This window comes from Candidatus Pantoea rara (assembly GCF_051136265.1).
In the GTDB taxonomy this organism is placed as follows: Bacteria; Pseudomonadota; Gammaproteobacteria; order Enterobacterales; family Enterobacteriaceae; genus Pantoea; species Pantoea rara.
The window spans coordinates 446989-463637 of record NZ_CP194942.1; the positions used below are offsets into that span (position 1 = coordinate 446989).

General features: G+C 50.3%; 30 protein-coding genes. 28 read left to right on the forward strand and 2 right to left on the reverse strand.

Going from position 1 to position 16649, the window contains the following annotated elements; translation table 11 throughout:
• Positions 1 to 15 precede the first annotated feature (15 nt).
• The 28 genes from rplB to ACR8BF_RS02230 all read left to right on the forward strand — a co-directional run bounded on the left by rplB (position 16) and on the right by ACR8BF_RS02230 (position 14728).
• The gene (rplB, locus tag ACR8BF_RS02095; protein ID WP_008927137.1) at positions 16 to 837 is read left to right on the forward strand and encodes a 50S ribosomal protein L2; all 822 of its coding nucleotides are present in this window, start codon (positions 16 to 18) and stop codon (positions 835 to 837) included.
• A 16-nt stretch (positions 838 to 853) separates the two neighbouring features.
• Entirely contained in the window at positions 854 to 1132 is a 279-nt protein-coding gene (gene rpsS, locus ACR8BF_RS02100) for a 30S ribosomal protein S19 (protein WP_001138115.1), read from the forward strand.
• 13 nt (positions 1133 to 1145) lie between these two features.
• Positions 1146 to 1478, forward strand: coding sequence for a 50S ribosomal protein L22 (gene rplV / locus ACR8BF_RS02105; RefSeq protein WP_008927136.1), 333 nt, complete (start codon positions 1146 to 1148; stop codon positions 1476 to 1478).
• A 17-nt stretch (positions 1479 to 1495) separates the two neighbouring features.
• Complete coding sequence (gene rpsC, locus ACR8BF_RS02110) at positions 1496 to 2194, forward strand: 30S ribosomal protein S3 (protein ID WP_008927135.1); 699 nt, start codon at positions 1496 to 1498, stop codon at positions 2192 to 2194.
• Positions 2195 to 2206: 12 nt separating this feature from the next.
• Complete coding sequence (rplP, locus tag ACR8BF_RS02115; RefSeq protein WP_008927134.1) at positions 2207 to 2617, forward strand: 50S ribosomal protein L16; 411 nt, start codon at positions 2207 to 2209, stop codon at positions 2615 to 2617.
• Positions 2617 to 2808, forward strand: coding sequence for a 50S ribosomal protein L29 (gene rpmC, locus ACR8BF_RS02120; RefSeq protein ID WP_003850146.1), 192 nt, complete (start codon positions 2617 to 2619; stop codon positions 2806 to 2808). Before rplP ends, rpmC begins: the two co-directional genes overlap by 1 nt.
• On the forward strand, positions 2808 to 3062 hold the full coding sequence (gene rpsQ, locus ACR8BF_RS02125) for a 30S ribosomal protein S17 (protein WP_003850147.1): 255 nt from the start codon (positions 2808 to 2810) through the stop codon (positions 3060 to 3062). The genes rpmC and rpsQ overlap by 1 nt, the downstream gene beginning before the upstream one ends.
• Before the next feature lie 358 nt (positions 3063 to 3420).
• Positions 3421 to 4773 carry an 8-oxoguanine deaminase gene (locus tag ACR8BF_RS02130; protein ID WP_313701937.1) on the forward strand — a complete coding sequence of 451 codons (1353 nt, stop codon included), beginning with the start codon at positions 3421 to 3423 and terminating at the stop codon, positions 4771 to 4773.
• 248 nt (positions 4774 to 5021) lie between these two features.
• The gene (gene rplN, locus ACR8BF_RS02135) at positions 5022 to 5393 is read left to right on the forward strand and encodes a 50S ribosomal protein L14 (RefSeq protein ID WP_006120590.1); all 372 of its coding nucleotides are present in this window, start codon (positions 5022 to 5024) and stop codon (positions 5391 to 5393) included.
• Positions 5394 to 5403: 10 nt separating this feature from the next.
• Complete coding sequence (gene rplX / locus ACR8BF_RS02140; protein ID WP_003850150.1) at positions 5404 to 5718, forward strand: 50S ribosomal protein L24; 315 nt, start codon at positions 5404 to 5406, stop codon at positions 5716 to 5718.
• A gap of 14 nt (positions 5719 to 5732) precedes the next feature.
• Complete coding sequence (gene rplE, locus ACR8BF_RS02145; RefSeq protein ID WP_003850155.1) at positions 5733 to 6272, forward strand: 50S ribosomal protein L5; 540 nt, start codon at positions 5733 to 5735, stop codon at positions 6270 to 6272.
• Between the two features lie 14 nt (positions 6273 to 6286).
• Complete coding sequence (gene rpsN / locus ACR8BF_RS02150; RefSeq protein WP_008927132.1) at positions 6287 to 6592, forward strand: 30S ribosomal protein S14; 306 nt, start codon at positions 6287 to 6289, stop codon at positions 6590 to 6592.
• A gap of 32 nt (positions 6593 to 6624) precedes the next feature.
• Entirely contained in the window at positions 6625 to 7017 is a 393-nt protein-coding gene (rpsH, locus tag ACR8BF_RS02155; protein WP_003850158.1) for a 30S ribosomal protein S8, read from the forward strand.
• Between the two features lie 13 nt (positions 7018 to 7030).
• Positions 7031 to 7564 carry a 50S ribosomal protein L6 gene (gene rplF, locus ACR8BF_RS02160; protein WP_003850161.1) on the forward strand — a complete coding sequence of 178 codons (534 nt, stop codon included), beginning with the start codon at positions 7031 to 7033 and terminating at the stop codon, positions 7562 to 7564.
• 9 nt (positions 7565 to 7573) lie between these two features.
• Positions 7574 to 7927 carry a 50S ribosomal protein L18 gene (gene rplR, locus ACR8BF_RS02165; protein ID WP_003850163.1) on the forward strand — a complete coding sequence of 118 codons (354 nt, stop codon included), beginning with the start codon at positions 7574 to 7576 and terminating at the stop codon, positions 7925 to 7927.
• Between the two features lie 14 nt (positions 7928 to 7941).
• Positions 7942 to 8442 carry a 30S ribosomal protein S5 gene (gene rpsE / locus ACR8BF_RS02170; RefSeq protein WP_003850164.1) on the forward strand — a complete coding sequence of 167 codons (501 nt, stop codon included), beginning with the start codon at positions 7942 to 7944 and terminating at the stop codon, positions 8440 to 8442.
• A 5-nt stretch (positions 8443 to 8447) separates the two neighbouring features.
• Positions 8448 to 8627, forward strand: a complete 180-nt coding sequence (gene rpmD / locus ACR8BF_RS02175) for a 50S ribosomal protein L30 (RefSeq protein ID WP_003850166.1) — start codon at positions 8448 to 8450, stop codon at positions 8625 to 8627.
• A 3-nt stretch (positions 8628 to 8630) separates the two neighbouring features.
• Positions 8631 to 9065: a 50S ribosomal protein L15 gene (rplO, locus tag ACR8BF_RS02180; protein WP_090967264.1), complete on the forward strand. Its 435-nt coding sequence runs from the start codon at positions 8631 to 8633 to the stop codon at positions 9063 to 9065.
• A 7-nt stretch (positions 9066 to 9072) separates the two neighbouring features.
• Entirely contained in the window at positions 9073 to 10404 is a 1332-nt protein-coding gene (gene secY, locus ACR8BF_RS02185) for a preprotein translocase subunit SecY (protein WP_090967263.1), read from the forward strand.
• 32 nt (positions 10405 to 10436) lie between these two features.
• The gene (gene rpmJ / locus ACR8BF_RS02190) at positions 10437 to 10553 is read left to right on the forward strand and encodes a 50S ribosomal protein L36 (protein ID WP_090967262.1); all 117 of its coding nucleotides are present in this window, start codon (positions 10437 to 10439) and stop codon (positions 10551 to 10553) included.
• A gap of 145 nt (positions 10554 to 10698) precedes the next feature.
• On the forward strand, positions 10699 to 11055 hold the full coding sequence (gene rpsM / locus ACR8BF_RS02195; protein ID WP_090967261.1) for a 30S ribosomal protein S13: 357 nt from the start codon (positions 10699 to 10701) through the stop codon (positions 11053 to 11055).
• Between the two features lie 16 nt (positions 11056 to 11071).
• Complete coding sequence (rpsK, locus tag ACR8BF_RS02200; protein ID WP_004160563.1) at positions 11072 to 11461, forward strand: 30S ribosomal protein S11; 390 nt, start codon at positions 11072 to 11074, stop codon at positions 11459 to 11461.
• Positions 11462 to 11494: 33 nt separating this feature from the next.
• The gene (rpsD, locus tag ACR8BF_RS02205) at positions 11495 to 12115 is read left to right on the forward strand and encodes a 30S ribosomal protein S4 (RefSeq protein WP_008927131.1); all 621 of its coding nucleotides are present in this window, start codon (positions 11495 to 11497) and stop codon (positions 12113 to 12115) included.
• 25 nt (positions 12116 to 12140) lie between these two features.
• Positions 12141 to 13130, forward strand: a complete 990-nt coding sequence (locus tag ACR8BF_RS02210) for a DNA-directed RNA polymerase subunit alpha (protein WP_003850179.1) — start codon at positions 12141 to 12143, stop codon at positions 13128 to 13130.
• Positions 13131 to 13170: 40 nt separating this feature from the next.
• The gene (rplQ, locus tag ACR8BF_RS02215) at positions 13171 to 13557 is read left to right on the forward strand and encodes a 50S ribosomal protein L17 (protein WP_003850180.1); all 387 of its coding nucleotides are present in this window, start codon (positions 13171 to 13173) and stop codon (positions 13555 to 13557) included.
• 95 nt (positions 13558 to 13652) lie between these two features.
• Positions 13653 to 14024 (forward strand): DUF1992 domain-containing protein, encoded by a 372-nt coding sequence (locus ACR8BF_RS02220; protein WP_292985770.1) that lies wholly within the window; start codon positions 13653 to 13655, stop codon positions 14022 to 14024.
• A complete protein-coding gene (gene zntR, locus ACR8BF_RS02225) occupies positions 14025 to 14441 on the forward strand; it encodes a Zn(2+)-responsive transcriptional regulator (RefSeq protein ID WP_136196218.1) in 417 nt (138 codons plus the stop codon).
• 59 nt (positions 14442 to 14500) lie between these two features.
• Entirely contained in the window at positions 14501 to 14728 is a 228-nt protein-coding gene (locus tag ACR8BF_RS02230) for an alternative ribosome-rescue factor A (RefSeq protein WP_292985773.1), read from the forward strand.
• A gap of 4 nt (positions 14729 to 14732) precedes the next feature.
• Here the strand turns inward: ACR8BF_RS02230 and mscL are convergent, their stop codons facing one another.
• Positions 14733 to 15143: a large-conductance mechanosensitive channel protein MscL gene (gene mscL / locus ACR8BF_RS02235; protein WP_022625142.1), complete on the reverse strand. Its 411-nt coding sequence runs from the start codon at positions 15141 to 15143 to the stop codon at positions 14733 to 14735.
• 124 nt (positions 15144 to 15267) lie between these two features.
• Positions 15268 to 16644 carry a Trk system potassium transporter TrkA gene (trkA, locus tag ACR8BF_RS02240; RefSeq protein ID WP_179898882.1) on the reverse strand — a complete coding sequence of 459 codons (1377 nt, stop codon included), beginning with the start codon at positions 16642 to 16644 and terminating at the stop codon, positions 15268 to 15270.
• Positions 16645 to 16649 lie beyond the last annotated feature (5 nt).

Consider the following 16649-nt stretch of genomic DNA (forward strand, 5'->3'; position numbering starts at 1 on the left):
CGGAGGAGAAAGACAATGGCAGTTGTTAAATGTAAACCGACATCTCCGGGTCGTCGCCATGTAGTTAAAGTGGTAAACGCGGAGCTGCACAAGGGCAAACCATTCGCCCCGCTGGTAGAAAAAAACAGCAAATCCGGTGGCCGTAACAACAATGGTCGTATCACTACCCGTCATATCGGTGGTGGTCACAAGCAGGCATATCGTATTGTTGACTTCAAACGCAACAAAGATGGTATCCCGGCAGTTGTTGAACGTCTTGAGTACGATCCGAACCGCTCTGCGAACATCGCACTGGTTCTGTACAAAGACGGCGAACGCCGTTACATCCTGGCCCCTAAAGGCCTGAAAGCCGGCGACCAGATCCAATCTGGCGTTGATGCTGCGATTAAAGCAGGTAACACTCTGCCGATGCGTAACATCCCGGTGGGTTCAACCGTGCATAACGTAGAAATGAAACCAGGCAAAGGCGGTCAGATTGCTCGCTCAGCCGGTGCTTACGTGCAGATCGTTGCGCGTGAAGGTTCTTACGTTACCCTGCGTCTGCGTTCTGGTGAAATGCGTAAAGTCGAGTCTGACTGCCGCGCAACACTGGGCGAAGTCGGCAATGCTGAGCATATGCTTCGCGTTCTGGGTAAAGCTGGTGCAGCCCGTTGGCGTGGTGTTCGTCCTACCGTTCGTGGTACCGCGATGAACCCAGTTGATCACCCGCACGGTGGTGGTGAAGGTCGTAACTTTGGTAAGCACCCGGTAACTCCGTGGGGCGTTCAGACCAAAGGTAAGAAGACCCGTAGCAACAAGCGTACCGATAAGTTTATCGTACGTCGCCGTAGCAAATAATATTAGAGGATAAGCCATGCCACGTTCTCTCAAGAAAGGTCCTTTTATTGACCTGCACTTGCTGAAGAAGGTAGAGAAAGCGGTGGAAAGCGGTGACAAGAAGCCTTTGCGCACTTGGTCCCGTCGTTCAACGATCTTTCCTAACATGATCGGTTTGACCATCGCTGTCCATAATGGTCGTCAGCACGTTCCTGTCTTTGTTTCCGACGAAATGGTTGGTCACAAACTGGGTGAATTCGCGCCGACACGTACTTATCGCGGTCACGCGGCTGATAAAAAAGCCAAGAAGAAATAAGTAGGAGGAAGAGATGGAAACTTTAGCTCAACATCGCCACGCTCGTTCTTCTGCTCAGAAGGTTCGCCTTGTTGCTGACCTGATTCGCGGTAAGAAAGTGTCGCAGGCACTGGACATTTTGACCTACACCAATAAGAAAGCGGCTGTACTGGTCAAAAAAGTTCTGGAATCTGCCATTGCTAACGCCGAACACAACGATGGCGCTGATATCGACGATCTGAAAATCACGAAAATTTTCGTTGATGAAGGTCCGACCATGAAACGCATTATGCCGCGTGCCAAAGGTCGTGCAGATCGCATCCTGAAGCGCACCAGCCACATTACTGTGGTTGTGTCCGATCGCTGAGACTCTGGAGACTAGCAATGGGTCAGAAAGTACATCCTAATGGTATTCGCCTGGGTATTGTAAAACCATGGAACTCTACCTGGTTTGCGAACACCAATGAATTCGCTGACAACCTGGACAGCGATTTTAAAGTACGTCAGTTCCTGACTAAGGAACTGGCTAAAGCATCTGTCTCTCGTATCGTTATCGAGCGTCCAGCGAAGAGCATCCGTGTGACTATTCACACCGCTCGTCCGGGCATCGTCATCGGTAAGAAAGGCGAAGATGTAGAAAAACTGCGTACGGTCGTCGCGAAAATCGCTGGCGTTCCTGCACAGATTAATATCGCCGAAGTCCGCAAGCCGGAACTGGACGCGAAACTGGTAGCTGACAGCATCACTTCACAGCTGGAGCGTCGTGTGATGTTCCGTCGTGCTATGAAGCGTGCAGTTCAGAACGCCATGCGTCTTGGCGCGAAGGGTATTAAAGTCGAAGTTAGCGGCCGTCTGGGTGGCGCCGAGATCGCACGTACCGAATGGTATCGTGAAGGTCGCGTGCCATTGCACACACTGCGTGCTGACATTGACTACAACACCTCTGAAGCGCACACCACTTATGGTGTAATCGGCGTTAAGGTATGGATCTTCAAAGGTGAGATCCTGGGTGGTATGGCTGCTGTTGAACAACCGGAACCGGCTGCTCAACCTAAAAAGCAGCAGCGTAAAGGCCGTAAGTAAGGAGAGTCGCTGATGTTACAACCAAAGCGTACGAAATTCCGTAAAGTGCACAAAGGCCGTAACCGCGGTCTGGCTGCGGGTACGGATGTCAGCTTCGGTACTTTCGGTCTGAAAGCTGTTGGCCGTGGTCGTCTGACTGCTCGTCAGATCGAAGCAGCACGTCGTGCTATGACCCGTGCAGTTAAGCGTCAAGGTAAGATCTGGATCCGAGTATTCCCGGACAAACCGATCACCGAGAAGCCGCTGGAAGTGCGTATGGGTAAAGGTAAGGGTAACGTAGAGTATTGGGTTGCCCTGATCCAGCCTGGTAAAGTCCTGTATGAAATGGACGGCGTACCAGAAGAGCTGGCCCGTGAAGCATTCAAGCTGGCAGCAGCAAAACTGCCTATCAAAACCACCTTTGTAACTAAGACGGTGATGTAATGAAAGCAACTGAGCTGCGTGAAAAAAGCGTTGAAGAGCTGAACACTGAGCTGCTTAATCTGCTGCGTGAGCAATTTAACCTGCGCATGCAGGCAGCATCTGGCCAACTGCAGCAGACTCATCTGCTGAAACAGGTTCGCCGTGATGTTGCACGCGTTAAGACTTTACTGACTGAGAAGGCGGGTTCGTAATGACCGATAAAATCCGTACTCTGCAGGGTCGTGTAGTAAGTGACAAAATGCAGAAATCTGCAGTTGTTGCTATCGAACGTTTCGTGAAACACCCGATCTACGGCAAATTCATTAAACGTACGACTAAGCTGCACATCCATGACGAGAACAATGAATGTGGAATTGGTGACGTGGTAGAAATCCGCGAATGCCGTCCACTGTCCAAGACTAAATCCTGGACCCTGGTTCGCGTAATCGAGAAAGCGGTTCTGTAATAAGAATTGTTTTTTCTGAGGAAACCCTCTGCTCCGGCAGAGGGTTTTTTTTTGTCTGTAATACGGGGTTGATCCATTTGTGCCTGTGACAGTCCAGATTTGATGGCGCTCAAGAATTTAGCAGATTGGCACGTCTAAGCTGAGACTCTTCAGGCAATGAAGTCTGAAAGCTACTGGCCCTAAAGGCCGGAGTTATCATAACTGTACAAGGAAATGTGCCGTGAAAATGGAGAGTCCTGACCGCTTACGCCGGTCACTGTTAAAGTTGCCACTGTTGGCTGCGTTACCTGCGATTAGCTCTGCCAAAAGCTTGCCGCTATTATCGGGTAGCATACAATCACAACCCACAGGCAATAGCATGGCACAAACGCTGTTACTGAAAAATGCCGAATGCGTGGTCTGCATGGATGCCGACCGTCGTGAAATACGTAACGCCAGCATTCTGATCAAAGGAAATCAGATCGTTGCTGTAGGGGAAGCAGGATCGTTACCCGATAGCGCGGATGAGATGATCGATCTGCGGGGACATATTGTTATTCCTGGCCTGATCAATACGCATCACCATATGTACCAGAGCCTGACCCGCGCCATCCCCGCCGTACAAAATGGCGAGCTTTTCAACTGGCTGACCCATCTCTATCCACTGTGGCAAAATCTGACGCCTGAGATGATTCATATCTCAACGCAGATCTCGATGGCTGAGTTAATGCTTTCCGGCTGTACCACCACCAGTGACCACCTCTATGTTTACCCTAATGACTGTAAGCTTGATGACAGCATAGAGGCGGCAGCCTTGATGGGTATGCGTTTTCATGCAAGCCGGGGCAGCATGAGCGTTGGTAAATCTCTGGGTGGCCTGCCGCCCGATTCACTGGTTGAGAATGAAGCCGCGATCCTTAAGGATACGCAGCGCGTGATTGAGCGCTACCACGATGACAGTCATGGTTCGATGCTACGTATCGTGGTGGCGCCATGCTCGCCGTTCTCAGTCAGCCGTGAGCTGATGAAGCAATCCGCTGCACTGGCACGCAGCTTCAAAGTTTCTATGCACACTCATCTGGCGGAGAACGACAGCGATATCCGTTATAGCCGCGAAAAATTCAGTATGACGCCAGCACAATATGTTGAAAGCCTTGGCTGGGTAGGACCAGATGTCTGGCATGCGCACTGCGTTAAACTGGATCAGCACGGTATAGAGCTCTTTGCGCGTACCGGTACTGGCATTGCTCACTGTCCCTGCTCGAACATGCGTCTCGGCTCGGGCATTGCGCCAATAAGACATATGTGCGATGCCGGTGTACACGTCGGAATGGGTGTGGATGGCTCCGCCTCTAATGACAGCTCAGACATGATGGCAGAGGTGCGTCAGGCGATGCTGCTACAGCGTGTCGGTTTCGGCCCGGATGCGATGACGGCCCGTCAGGCATTAGAGCTGGCAACCCTGGGCGGAGCAAAAGTGTTGAATCGTAATGACGTGGGCGCTATTGCGCCAGGCATGATGGCTGATCTTGCTATTTTTGATCTGAATCGCATTGGCCTGGGCGGGGCAGGGCACGATCCTGTCGCCGCTCTGGTGTTCTGTAATCCGGGACGGGTTGCTTACAGCATCATCAACGGAAAAGTCAGGGTGCGTGACGGACAACTGGCCGGAATTGAACTGCCAGCCGTGCTGCATCAGCATAACCAACTGGCCAGAAAACTGGTTGGTTGAGGGCTTAGGGCACTTTATTTGGGAGGCGACGAAAAATAAGGCAGATTACATTTGCTACTGTTCGCACTATTCCCTAGAATACGCCCTCCCTGTCATCAGGGAAAATCAGCGGCTCGATTGAGAGCCGTTTATTTTTTCTACCCATCTGTGAGAACCGGTGTTACAATGCCGCGCCCTCAATTATGGGGCTTTCTAACGACCTGAGGTTTAGGTCCCGAAGTAGTAGTTGACATTAGCGGAGCACTAAAATGATCCAAGAACAGACTATGCTGAACGTCGCCGACAACTCCGGTGCACGTCGCGTAATGTGTATCAAGGTTCTGGGTGGCTCGCACCGTCGCTACGCAGGCGTCGGTGACATCATCAAAGTTACCATCAAGGAAGCAATTCCTCGTGGTAAAGTCAAAAAAGGTGATGTCCTGAAGGCGGTAGTGGTGCGCACCAGGAAGGGTGTTCGTCGCCCGGACGGTTCTGTCATTCGCTTCGATGGTAATGCATGCGTTATTCTGAACAATAACAGTGAGCAGCCTATCGGTACGCGTATTTTTGGGCCGGTAACTCGTGAACTTCGTACTGAAAAGTTCATGAAAATTATCTCTCTGGCACCAGAAGTACTCTAAGGAGCGAACAATGGCAGCTAAAATCCGTCGTAACGACGAAGTTATCGTGTTAACCGGTAAAGATAAAGGTAAGCGCGGTAAAGTTAAGAATGTCCTGTCTTCTGGTAAGGTCATCGTTGAAGGTATCAACCTGGTGAAGAAACATCAGAAGCCGGTTCCGGCTCTGAATCAACCAGGTGGCATCGTTGAAAAAGAAGCTGCTATTCAGGTTTCTAACGTTGCGCTGTTCAACGCGGCAACTGGTAAGGCTGACCGTGTAGGCTTTAGATTCGAAGACGGCAAAAAAGTCCGTTTCTTCAAGTCTAATAGCGAAACTATCAAGTAATTTGGAGTAGTACGATGGCGAAACTGCATGATTACTACAAAGACGAAGTAGTCCAGAAACTCATGACAGAGTTTGGCTACAATTCTGTCATGCAAGTCCCTCGGGTCGAGAAGATCACCCTGAACATGGGTGTTGGTGAAGCGATCGCTGACAAGAAACTGCTGGATAACGCAGCAGCTGACCTGGCAGCAATCTCCGGTCAAAAACCGCTGGTCACCAAAGCACGCAAATCAGTTGCAGGCTTCAAAATCCGTCAGGGCTATCCGATCGGCTGTAAAGTAACTCTGCGTGGCGAGCGCATGTGGGAGTTCTTTGAGCGTCTGGTCACCATTGCTGTTCCGCGTATCCGTGACTTCCGTGGCTTGTCCGCTAAGTCATTCGATGGTCGTGGCAACTACAGCATGGGTGTACGTGAGCAGATCATCTTCCCAGAAATCGACTATGACAAAGTCGATCGCGTTCGTGGTTTGGATATCACCATTACCACTACTGCGAAATCTGATGATGAAGGCCGTGCTCTGCTGGCTGCCTTTGACTTCCCGTTCCGTAAGTAAGGTAGGGTTACTTAATGGCTAAGCAATCTATGAAAGCACGCGAAGTTAAGCGTGCAAAATTAGCAGACAAATTCTTCGCTAAACGCGCTGAACTGAAAGCGATCATCTCTGATGTGAACGCTTCCGACGAAGACCGTTGGGATGCTGTTCTGAAGCTGCAGAGTCTGCCGCGTGATTCCAGCCCTTCACGTCAGCGTAACCGCTGCCGTCAAACAGGTCGTCCGCACGGTTTCCTGCGGAAGTTTGGGTTGAGCCGTATCAAGGTCCGCGAAGCCGCCATGCGCGGTGAAATCCCGGGCCTGAAAAAGGCTAGCTGGTAATTGTCACCAATTGAATCACGGGAGTAACACAGATGAGCATGCAAGATCCGATCGCGGATATGCTGACCCGTATCCGTAACGGTCAGGCCGCAAACAAAGTTGCGGTCACCATGCCTTCCTCCAAGCTGAAATTGGCAATTGCCAACGTTCTGAAGGAAGAAGGATATATTGAAGATTTCAAAATCGAAGGCGACATCAAGCTGGAACTGGAACTTACTCTCAAGTATTTCCAGGGCAAAGCTGTTGTAGAAAGCATTCAGCGAGTAAGCCGTCCTGGTCTGCGCATCTATAAGAAAAAAGATGAGCTGCCAAAGGTAATGGCCGGTATGGGCATCGCTGTAGTTTCTACATCTAAAGGTGTCATGACTGATCGTGCAGCGCGCCAGGCAGGTCTTGGTGGCGAAATTATCTGCTACGTAGCGTAATCGGAGGATACATATGTCTCGTGTTGCTAAAGCACCTGTCGTTGTTCCTGCCGGCGTAGAGGTAAAACTCAACGGTCAGGTAATTTCGATTAAAGGTAAAAACGGCGAGCTGACTCGTACTATCAATGATGCTGTTGAAGTTAAGCATGCTGACAACGCTCTGACTTTCGCTCCACGCGAAGGTTTCGTTGACGGCTGGGCGCAGGCGGGTACTTCTCGCGCGCTGCTGAACGCAATGGTTATCGGTGTTACCGAAGGCTTCACTAAGAAGCTGCAGCTGGTTGGTGTAGGTTATCGTGCAGCCGTTAAAGGCGACGTGGTTAACCTTTCTCTGGGATTTTCTCATCCAGTCGATCACCAGCTGCCCGCGGGTATCACTGCAGAATGTCCAACTCAGACTGAGATCGTGCTGAAAGGCGCTGATAAACAGCTGATTGGTCAGGTTGCAGCGGACCTGCGCGCCTACCGTCGTCCTGAGCCTTATAAAGGCAAGGGTGTCCGTTACGCCGACGAAGTCGTGCGTACCAAAGAGGCTAAGAAGAAGTAAGGTAACACTATGGATAAGAAATCTGCTCGTATCCGTCGTGCGACCCGTGCACGTCGCAAGCTCAAAGAGCTGGGTGCTACTCGCCTGGTGGTACATCGTACCCCGCGTCATATTTACGCACAGGTAATCGCCCCGAACGGTTCCGAAGTTCTGGTCGCTGCTTCTACTGTAGAAAAAGCTATCACTGAACAACTGAAGTATACCGGTAATAAAGAAGCCGCAGCTGCAGTAGGTAAAGCTATCGCAGAACGCGCAATCGAAAAAGGCATCACTGGTGTTTCTTTCGACCGTTCCGGTTTCCAATATCATGGTCGCGTCCAGGCACTGGCAGATGCTGCCCGTGAAGCTGGCCTTCAGTTCTAAGGTAGAGGTCTAAGATGGCACACATCGAGAAACAAGCTGGCGAACTGCAGGAAAAACTGATCGCGGTAAACCGTGTTTCTAAAACTGTTAAAGGTGGTCGTATCTTCTCCTTCACAGCACTGACTGTGGTAGGCGATGGTAATGGTCGCGTAGGTTTTGGTTACGGTAAAGCGCGTGAAGTTCCAGCAGCGATCCAGAAAGCGATGGAGAAAGCCCGTCGCAACATGGTTAACGTCGCGCTGACCAACGGCACCCTGCAGCACCCAGTTAAAGGTGCACACACGGGTTCCCGCGTGTTCATGCAGCCGGCTTCAGAAGGTACCGGTATTATTGCCGGTGGTGCAATGCGCGCCGTTCTGGAAGTCGCTGGAGTTCATAACGTACTGGCAAAAGCGTATGGTTCTACAAACCCGATTAACGTGGTTCGTGCAACTATCGACGGCCTGGGCAATATGAAATCTCCGGAAATGGTCGCTGCTAAGCGTGGTAAATCCGTTGAAGAAATTCTGGGGTAATCACGATGGCTAAGACTATTAAAATCACTCAAACCCGTAGTTCAATCGGCCGCTTGCCTAAGCATAAAGCCACTCTGGTTGGCCTGGGTCTGCGTCGTATTGGCCACACCGTTGAGCGTGAAGACACGCCTGCAGTACGCGGTATGGTTAACGCGGTTTCCTATATGGTTAAAGTGGAGGAGTAAGAGATGCGTTTAAATACTCTGTCTCCGGCCGAAGGGTCTAAGCACGCTTCCAAGCGTCTGGGTCGTGGTATCGGTTCTGGCCTCGGAAAAACCGGTGGTCGTGGTCACAAAGGTCAGAACTCACGTTCTGGCGGTGGCGTACGTCGCGGTTTTGAAGGTGGCCAGATGCCTCTGTACCGTCGTCTGCCGAAGTTCGGTTTCACCTCTCGCAAATCAATGATCACTACAGAGATTCGTCTGTCTGATCTGGCGAAAGTTGAAGGCGGTATCGTCGACCTGAACGCGCTGAAAGCAGCCAACATTGTCGGTGTTCAGATTGAATTCGTTAAAGTAATTCTGTCTGGTGAAGTATCTACACCGGTAACGGTTCGCGGCCTGCGTGTCACCAAAGGTGCACGTGCTGCAATCGAAGCTGCTGGCGGTAAAATCGAGGAATAAGTAGCAGATGGCTAAACAACCGGGATTAGATTTTCAAAGTGCCAAAGGGGGCTTTGGTGAGCTGAAACGCAGACTGCTGTTTGTAATCGGCGCACTCATTGTCTTCCGTATTGGCTCTTTCATTCCAATCCCTGGTATTGATGCCACTGTACTTGCCAAACTGCTTGAGCAACAGCGTGGCACCATCATTGAAATGTTTAACATGTTCTCTGGTGGTGCTCTCAGCCGTGCTTCTATTTTCGCACTGGGCATCATGCCATATATTTCGGCATCGATTATCATCCAGTTATTAACGGTGGTTCATCCAGCGTTAGCGGAAATCAAGAAAGAAGGGGAGGCTGGCCGTCGTAAGATTAGCCAGTACACCCGATACGGTACGTTGGTATTGGCCATATTTCAGTCTATCGGTATTGCTACCGGTCTGCCGAATATGCCAGGGATGCAAGGCCTGGTAATGAATCCAGGCTTTGCCTTCTACTTTACCGCTGTTGTGAGTCTGGTCTCAGGAACGATGTTCCTGATGTGGCTGGGCGAACAGATTACTGAACGAGGTATTGGTAACGGTATTTCGATCATTATCTTCGCAGGTATCGTTGCGGGTCTCCCGCCGGCCATTGGCCATACCATCGAGCAAGCGCGGCAAGGCGACCTGCACTTCCTTCTGTTGCTGTTGGTTGCAGTACTCGTATTCGCAGTGACCTTCTTTGTTATCTTCGTTGAACGTGGTCAACGCCGCATTGTGGTGAACTACGCAAAACGTCAGCAGGGTCGTCGTGTTTACGCTGCACAGAGCACACATTTACCGTTGAAAGTGAATATGGCGGGCGTAATCCCAGCCATCTTTGCTTCCAGCATTATTCTGTTCCCGGCAACGATTGCATCGTGGTTTGGGGGCGGTACCGGTTGGAACTGGCTGACGACAATTTCGCTGTATTTGCAGCCAGGACAGCCGCTTTATGTGCTACTCTATGCGACTGCAATCATCTTCTTCTGTTTCTTCTACACGGCGTTGGTTTTCAACCCACGTGAAACAGCAGATAACCTGAAGAAGTCTGGTGCATTCGTACCGGGAATTCGTCCGGGAGAGCAAACGGCTAGGTATATTGATAAAGTAATGACGCGTTTGACCTTAATCGGCGCTTTATACATTACTTTTATCTGCCTTATCCCGGAGTTCATGCGTGATGCGATGAAGGTTCCCTTCTACTTTGGCGGTACTTCACTGCTCATCGTAGTTGTCGTCATCATGGACTTTATGGCTCAGGTGCAAACTCTGATGATGTCAAGTCAGTACGAGTCGGCACTGAAAAAAGCTAACCTGAAAGGCTACGGCCGTTAATTCAGTTGGTTGAGAAGTTACGGAGAGTAAAAATGAAAGTTCGTGCTTCCGTCAAGAGATTATGTCGTAACTGCAAAATCGTTCGTCGCGACGGTGTCGTCCGTGTGATTTGCAGCTCCGAGCCAAAGCATAAACAGCGCCAAGGCTGATTTGTCACATATTTTTCTTGCAAAGTTGGGTTGAGCTGGCTAGATTAGCCAGCCAATCTTTTGTATGTCAGTACGTTTCCATTTGAGTATCCTGAAAACGGGCTTTTCAGCATGGGACGTGCTTGTTTAATTATAGGAGTGCATAGTGGCCCGTATAGCAGGCATTAACATTCCTGATCAAAAACATACCGTTATCGCATTAACTTCGATCTTCGGTATCGGTAAAACCCGTTCTAAAGCCATCTGCGCTTCAACGGGTATTGCTGAAAATGTTAAGATCAGTGAGCTGTCTGAAGAACAAATTGATCTGCTGCGTGATGCAGTGGCGAAATTCGTTGTAGAAGGTGATCTGCGCCGTGAAATCACCCTGAGCATCAAGCGTCTTATGGACCTTGGTTGCTACCGTGGTTTGCGCCATCGTCGTGGTCTTCCGGTTCGCGGTCAGCGTACCAAGACCAACGCACGTACCCGTAAGGGTCCGCGTAAACCGATCAAGAAATAATCGGGGTGAGTAAATAATGGCAAAGGCACCAGTTCGTGCACGTAAGCGTGTAAGAAAACAAGTCTCAGATGGCGTGGCTCATGTCCATGCTTCTTTTAACAACACCATCGTTACCATTACTGATCGTCAGGGTAACGCACTGGGTTGGGCAACCGCCGGTGGTTCCGGTTTCCGCGGTTCACGTAAATCCACTCCGTTTGCTGCTCAGGTCGCTGCAGAGCGCTGTGCAGAAGCGGTAAAAGATTACGGAATTAAGAACCTGGAAGTTATGGTAAAGGGTCCGGGTCCAGGACGCGAATCTACGATTCGTGCTTTGAACGCCGCTGGTTTCCGCATCACTAATATTACTGATGTGACTCCTATCCCTCATAACGGTTGTCGTCCGCCGAAAAAACGTCGCGTATAACGCCCGTTTTTTTAGGATAGTTGGAGAAAGAAAATGGCAAGATATTTGGGTCCTAAGCTCAAGCTGAGCCGTCGTGAGGGCACTGACTTATTCCTTAAGTCTGGCGTTCGCGCGATTGATTCCAAGTGTAAGATTGAACAAGCCCCTGGTCAGCATGGTGCGCGTAAACCGCGTCTGTCTGATTACGGCGGCCAGTTACGTGAAAAGCAAAAAGTTCGTCGTATCTACGGTGTGCTGGAGCGTCAGTTCCGTAACTATTATAAAGAAGCAGCTCGTCTGAAAGGCAACACCGGTGAAAACCTGTTGGCTCTGCTGGAAGGTCGTCTTGACAACGTAGTTTATCGTATGGGCTTTGGTGCCACTCGTGCAGAAGCACGTCAGCTGGTAAGCCATAAGTCTGTTCTGGTAAATGGCCGCGTTGTTAACATCGCTTCTTATCAGGTATCTCCGAATGATGTCGTTAGCATCCGTGAGAAAGCCAAAAAGCAATCTCGCGTGAAGGCCGCTCTGGAGCTGGCTGAGCAGCGTGAAAAGCCAACCTGGCTGGAAGTTGATGCGACTAAGATGGAAGGTGTGTTCAAGCGTATTCCTGAACGTACTGATCTGTCTGCGGACATTAACGAACACCTGATCGTCGAGCTTTACTCCAAGTAAGGCTTAGTACCAAAGAGAGGACACAATGCAGGGTTCTGTGACAGAGTTTCTAAAACCGCGCCTGGTAGATATCGAGCAAGTGAGTTCGACGCACGCCAAGGTGACCCTTGAGCCTTTAGAGCGTGGCTTTGGCCATACTCTTGGTAACGCACTGCGCCGTATTCTGCTTTCATCCATGCCGGGTTGCGCGGTGACCGAGGTTGAAATTGATGGTGTACTTCATGAGTACAGCACCAAAGAGGGCGTACAGGAAGATATCCTGGAAATCCTGCTCAACCTGAAAGGGCTGGCGGTAAGAGTTCAGGGGAAAGATGAAGTCATTTTGACTCTGAATAAATCTGGCATTGGCCCTGTGACTGCAGCCGACATCACCCATGATGGTGATGTCGAAATCGTCAAGCCTCAGCATGTCATTTGCCATCTGACCGATGAGAACGCTGCTATCAGCATGCGTATCAAAGTTCAGCGTGGACGTGGCTATGTGCCGGCTTCTGCCCGAATTCATTCGGAAGAAGATGAGCGCCCAATCGGCCGCCTGTTAGTTGACGCTTGCTACAGCCCTGTAGACCGTATCGCCTACAATGTTGAAGCAGCGCGTGTAGAGCAGCGCACCGACCTGGACAAGCTGGTCATCGAAATGGAAACCAACGGCACAATCGATCCTGAAGAGGCGATTCGTCGTGCGGCAACCATTCTGGCAGAACAACTTGAAGCTTTCGTTGACTTACGTGATGTACGTCAGCCGGAAGTTAAAGAAGAGAAACCAGAATTCGATCCGATCCTGCTGCGCCCTGTTGACGATCTGGAATTGACTGTCCGCTCTGCTAACTGCCTTAAGGCAGAAGCTATCCACTACATCGGTGATCTGGTACAGCGTACCGAGGTTGAGCTGCTTAAAACGCCTAACCTTGGTAAAAAATCTCTTACCGAGATTAAAGATGTGCTGGCTTCGCGTGGTCTTTCTCTGGGCATGCGCCTCGAGAACTGGCCGCCAGCAAGCATTGCTGATGAATAATCAGATCACAGGTTAAGGTTTCACTGAGAAGGATAAGGTCATGCGCCATCGTAAGAGTGGTCGTCAACTGAACCGCAACAGCAGCCATCGTCAGGCTATGTTCCGCAACATGGCCGGTTCTCTGGTTCGTCATGAGATCATCAAAACGACTCTGCCGAAAGCCAAAGAACTGCGTCGCGTAGTTGAGCCGCTGATTACTCTTGCCAAGACCGACAGCGTAGCTAATCGTCGTCTGGCATTCGCCCGTACTCGTGATAACGAGATCGTGGCAAAACTGTTTAATGAGCTTGGCCCGCGTTTCGCGAGCCGTGCAGGTGGTTACACTCGTATTCTTAAGTGTGGCTTCCGTGCTGGTGACAACGCTCCGATGGCTTACATCGAGCTGGTTGATCGTCCAGAAGCTCAAGCAGAAGCAGCCGCAGAGTAATCTGTAGCAACGTAAAAAACCCGCTTCGGCGGGTTTTTTATTGCCTGAAATTTACTACCTTAAAACATCGTCTTTTATGTTCAAAGGAGCCAGATATGTGGCTGGTTGACCAACTTGCCGAACAGCACATTAAAGCAGCGCTGGAGAAAGGAGAGCTAAGTAATCTTCCTGGGTCTGGCAAGGCGCTGCAGCTGGATGATGATAGCCATGTTCCGCCTGAGTTAAGAGCGGGCTATCGGTTACTTAAGAATTCGGGCTATTTGCCGCCGGAGCTTGAGTTGCGGCGGGAAGCCATGGAAGTTAGCGATCTCATCCGACAGCTCGATCCTGAGGATGATCGCTATCAGGATCATTGTCATCGGCTTCAGGTGCTGGAGCTAAGATTACGTCAGGCAGGTATGAGTACCGATTTTCTTCATGGCAGTTATTCCATAGCCATTCAGCATCGTTTCCGTGAGGAGGGGTAAATGTTTCGTATTGGTCAGCTAGCTAAACTTGCAGAGGTGACGCCAGACACGATCCGTTTTTACGAAAAACAGCAGATGATGGATCATGATGGTCGGACAGAAGGCGGTTTTCGACTGTATAGCGAGGGTGATCTTCAGCGTCTGAAGTTTATCCGTTACGGTCGTAAACTTGGCTTTAGCCTGGAAGCCATCAGAGAACTGCTCTCGATCCGAGTCGATCCTGCACACCACACCTGTCAGGAATCAAAAGCGATCGTTGAAAAACGGCTGAATGAAGTTGCTCAAATGATCGCAGAATTAGAAACGATGCAGCGTTCTCTGCGGCACCTCTCGGATGCCTGTTGTGGTGACAGCCACAGTAGCGTTTCATGCTCAATTCTTGAGGCGCTGGAGCGGGGAGAGGCTTTGAGCAAATAAGGATATTGTTTTTTAGCTGCAAAGGAATAAAGTATCAGACCATCTTCACAGGAGGCGTCATGAGTAAATATCAGCATACCAAGGGGCAGATTCGCGATAACGCGATTCAGGCTCTGTTGCACGACCCGTTATTTCGGCAACGCATTGAGCAAAAGCAAAAGGGTAAAGGCAGTTTTAAGCGGAAAGAGAAACATGGCAAGGGGACAGGATGGGAGGGCAGTGATAAGAAAGCGTCTTATCACTGCCCTTCTGCCTTTACAGTCAAAAGCCACCAGAGCGGCGGCTGATTAACTATACGCGGGTGTTCTGCTGTTTCAGCAGATCGCGGATTTCAGTCAGCAACACTTCTTCGTTTGACGGTTTCGCAACAGGCTTCTCAACTTCCTTTTTCTTATACAAACGATTCATTAACTTAATTGCCATGAAGATTGCAAAAGCAATGATCACGAAATCAAAGATGGTCTGAAGGAAGATACCGTATTGCATTACAACGGCTGGCGCATCGCCAACTGCGGGCTTAAGTACCCAGGCGAATGATTTAAAATCGACGCCACCAATCAATAAGCCTAAGGGTGGCATGATGATGTTGGCGACTAATGATGAAACGATTTTACCGAAGGCAGCACCGATGATGACACCGACGGCTAAATCCATCACGTTGCCGCGCATTGCGAAGTCGCGAAACTCTTTGATTAAACTCATACTTATCTCCTTGCCTAAGCCAATGGCATAAAGTCTAACAAACCTTACTGGTTTTGCCATCACCACAGCCAATTAAGCAGCAGTTTTGCGTGCCTGATGCTCTGTTTCACTGTAAACGTGGCATTTACAGGAAAAACGGACTCGGCTGGAAGAGACGTTCCACATCTGACACAAATTTCTTGTCGGTCAGGAACATGATGACATGATCGCCTTGTTCAATACGCAGGTTGTTATTGGCAATCATTACATCATCACCGCGAACCACTGCGCCAATGATGGTTCCTGGTGGCAGCTTGATATCATCAATCGAACGGCCGACCACGCGTGACGTTGATTCGTCGCCATGTGCTATGGCTTCGATTGCCTCTGCAATACCACGCCGTAACGACGAAACGCCCACGATATCCGCTTTGCGCACGTGACCCAGCAGGGCAGATATCGTGGCCTGTTGAGGTGAAATAGCGATATCAATGACGCTGCCCTGAACCAGATCGACATAGGCGCGGCGCTGAATAAGCACCATAACCTTCTTCGCACCCATCTTTTTCGCCAGCATGGCTGACATGATGTTGGCTTCATCATCATTGGTGACGGCGATGAACAGATCGACCTGCTCCACATGTTCTTCAGCCAGCAACTCCTGATCTGAGGCATCGCCGTAAAAGACTACGGTGTCATGCAGGTGCTCTGCCAGTTCTGCTGCGCGCTGAGGGTTACGTTCAATCAGCTTAACGCTGTAATGTTTCTCAAGACGTTGCGCCAGACCGAAACCAATATTACCGCCACCCACGAGCATAATCCGCTTGTAAGGTTTCTCCAGCCGCTGCATCTCACTCATTACCGCACGAATATTCTGACTGGCAGCGATGAAAAACACCTCATCACCTGCTTCTACGATGGTTGAGCCCTGCGGACGAATAGGACGGTCCTGACGAAAAATAGCGGCTACCCGCGTATCAATGTGTGGCATATGCTCACGCATTATCGACAGCGGATTTCCCACCAGCGGCCCGCCATAATAGGCTTTCACCACTGCCAGGCTGACTTTGCCTTCAGCAAAGTTAACCACCTGCAGCGCGCCAGGGTACTGGATCAAACGGTAGATATTGTCGATCACCAACTGCTCAGGCGAGATCAGATGATCGATGGGCACCGCTTCAGGAATAAATAACTTGTCCGCATCACGTAGATAGTCTGCCGCGCGAATACGAGCGATACGATTCGGCGTATTAAAAAGCGAATAAGCAATCTGGCAGGCAATCATGTTGGTTTCATCCGAGTTAGTCACGGCAACCAGCATGTCGGCATCTTCCGCACCCGCTTCACGCAAAATTCGTGGATGAGAACCATGACCCTGCACGACGCGCAGATCGAACTTATCCTGGAGATGACGAAGGCGTGAAGAGTCAGTATCAACCACCGTGATATCATTGTTTTCACCCACCAGATTTTCTGCCAGAGTTCCGCCAACCTGTCCTGCGCCCAGAATGATTATTTTCATCGCTT

Excerpts from the sequence above, each read along its gene's own strand:
- rplB (WP_008927137.1), top strand. The coding sequence starts at position 16 with ATGGCAGTTGTTAAATGTAAACCGACATCTCCGGGTCGTCGCCATGTA.
- rpsS (WP_001138115.1), top strand. The coding sequence starts at position 854 with ATGCCACGTTCTCTCAAGAAAGGTCCTTTTATTGACCTGCACTTGCTG.
- rplV (WP_008927136.1), top strand. The coding sequence starts at position 1,146 with ATGGAAACTTTAGCTCAACATCGCCACGCTCGTTCTTCTGCTCAGAAG.
- rpsC (WP_008927135.1), top strand. The coding sequence starts at position 1,496 with ATGGGTCAGAAAGTACATCCTAATGGTATTCGCCTGGGTATTGTAAAA.
- rplP (WP_008927134.1), top strand. The coding sequence starts at position 2,207 with ATGTTACAACCAAAGCGTACGAAATTCCGTAAAGTGCACAAAGGCCGT.
- rpmC (WP_003850146.1), top strand. The coding sequence starts at position 2,617 with ATGAAAGCAACTGAGCTGCGTGAAAAAAGCGTTGAAGAGCTGAACACT.
- rpsQ (WP_003850147.1), top strand. The coding sequence starts at position 2,808 with ATGACCGATAAAATCCGTACTCTGCAGGGTCGTGTAGTAAGTGACAAA.
- ACR8BF_RS02130 (WP_313701937.1), top strand. The coding sequence starts at position 3,421 with ATGGCACAAACGCTGTTACTGAAAAATGCCGAATGCGTGGTCTGCATG.
- rplN (WP_006120590.1), top strand. The coding sequence starts at position 5,022 with ATGATCCAAGAACAGACTATGCTGAACGTCGCCGACAACTCCGGTGCA.
- rplX (WP_003850150.1), top strand. The coding sequence starts at position 5,404 with ATGGCAGCTAAAATCCGTCGTAACGACGAAGTTATCGTGTTAACCGGT.
- rplE (WP_003850155.1), top strand. The coding sequence starts at position 5,733 with ATGGCGAAACTGCATGATTACTACAAAGACGAAGTAGTCCAGAAACTC.
- rpsN (WP_008927132.1), top strand. The coding sequence starts at position 6,287 with ATGGCTAAGCAATCTATGAAAGCACGCGAAGTTAAGCGTGCAAAATTA.
- rpsH (WP_003850158.1), top strand. The coding sequence starts at position 6,625 with ATGAGCATGCAAGATCCGATCGCGGATATGCTGACCCGTATCCGTAAC.
- rplF (WP_003850161.1), top strand. The coding sequence starts at position 7,031 with ATGTCTCGTGTTGCTAAAGCACCTGTCGTTGTTCCTGCCGGCGTAGAG.
- rplR (WP_003850163.1), top strand. The coding sequence starts at position 7,574 with ATGGATAAGAAATCTGCTCGTATCCGTCGTGCGACCCGTGCACGTCGC.
- rpsE (WP_003850164.1), top strand. The coding sequence starts at position 7,942 with ATGGCACACATCGAGAAACAAGCTGGCGAACTGCAGGAAAAACTGATC.
- rpmD (WP_003850166.1), top strand. The coding sequence starts at position 8,448 with ATGGCTAAGACTATTAAAATCACTCAAACCCGTAGTTCAATCGGCCGC.
- rplO (WP_090967264.1), top strand. The coding sequence starts at position 8,631 with ATGCGTTTAAATACTCTGTCTCCGGCCGAAGGGTCTAAGCACGCTTCC.
- secY (WP_090967263.1), top strand. The coding sequence starts at position 9,073 with ATGGCTAAACAACCGGGATTAGATTTTCAAAGTGCCAAAGGGGGCTTT.
- rpmJ (WP_090967262.1), top strand. The coding sequence starts at position 10,437 with ATGAAAGTTCGTGCTTCCGTCAAGAGATTATGTCGTAACTGCAAAATC.
- rpsK (WP_004160563.1), top strand. The coding sequence starts at position 11,072 with ATGGCAAAGGCACCAGTTCGTGCACGTAAGCGTGTAAGAAAACAAGTC.
- rpsD (WP_008927131.1), top strand. The coding sequence starts at position 11,495 with ATGGCAAGATATTTGGGTCCTAAGCTCAAGCTGAGCCGTCGTGAGGGC.
- ACR8BF_RS02210 (WP_003850179.1), top strand. The coding sequence starts at position 12,141 with ATGCAGGGTTCTGTGACAGAGTTTCTAAAACCGCGCCTGGTAGATATC.
- rplQ (WP_003850180.1), top strand. The coding sequence starts at position 13,171 with ATGCGCCATCGTAAGAGTGGTCGTCAACTGAACCGCAACAGCAGCCAT.
- ACR8BF_RS02220 (WP_292985770.1), top strand. The coding sequence starts at position 13,653 with ATGTGGCTGGTTGACCAACTTGCCGAACAGCACATTAAAGCAGCGCTG.
- zntR (WP_136196218.1), top strand. The coding sequence starts at position 14,025 with ATGTTTCGTATTGGTCAGCTAGCTAAACTTGCAGAGGTGACGCCAGAC.
- ACR8BF_RS02230 (WP_292985773.1), top strand. The coding sequence starts at position 14,501 with ATGAGTAAATATCAGCATACCAAGGGGCAGATTCGCGATAACGCGATT.
- mscL (WP_022625142.1), bottom strand. The coding sequence starts at position 15,143 with ATGAGTTTAATCAAAGAGTTTCGCGACTTCGCAATGCGCGGCAACGTG.
- trkA (WP_179898882.1), bottom strand. The coding sequence starts at position 16,644 with ATGAAAATAATCATTCTGGGCGCAGGACAGGTTGGCGGAACTCTGGCA.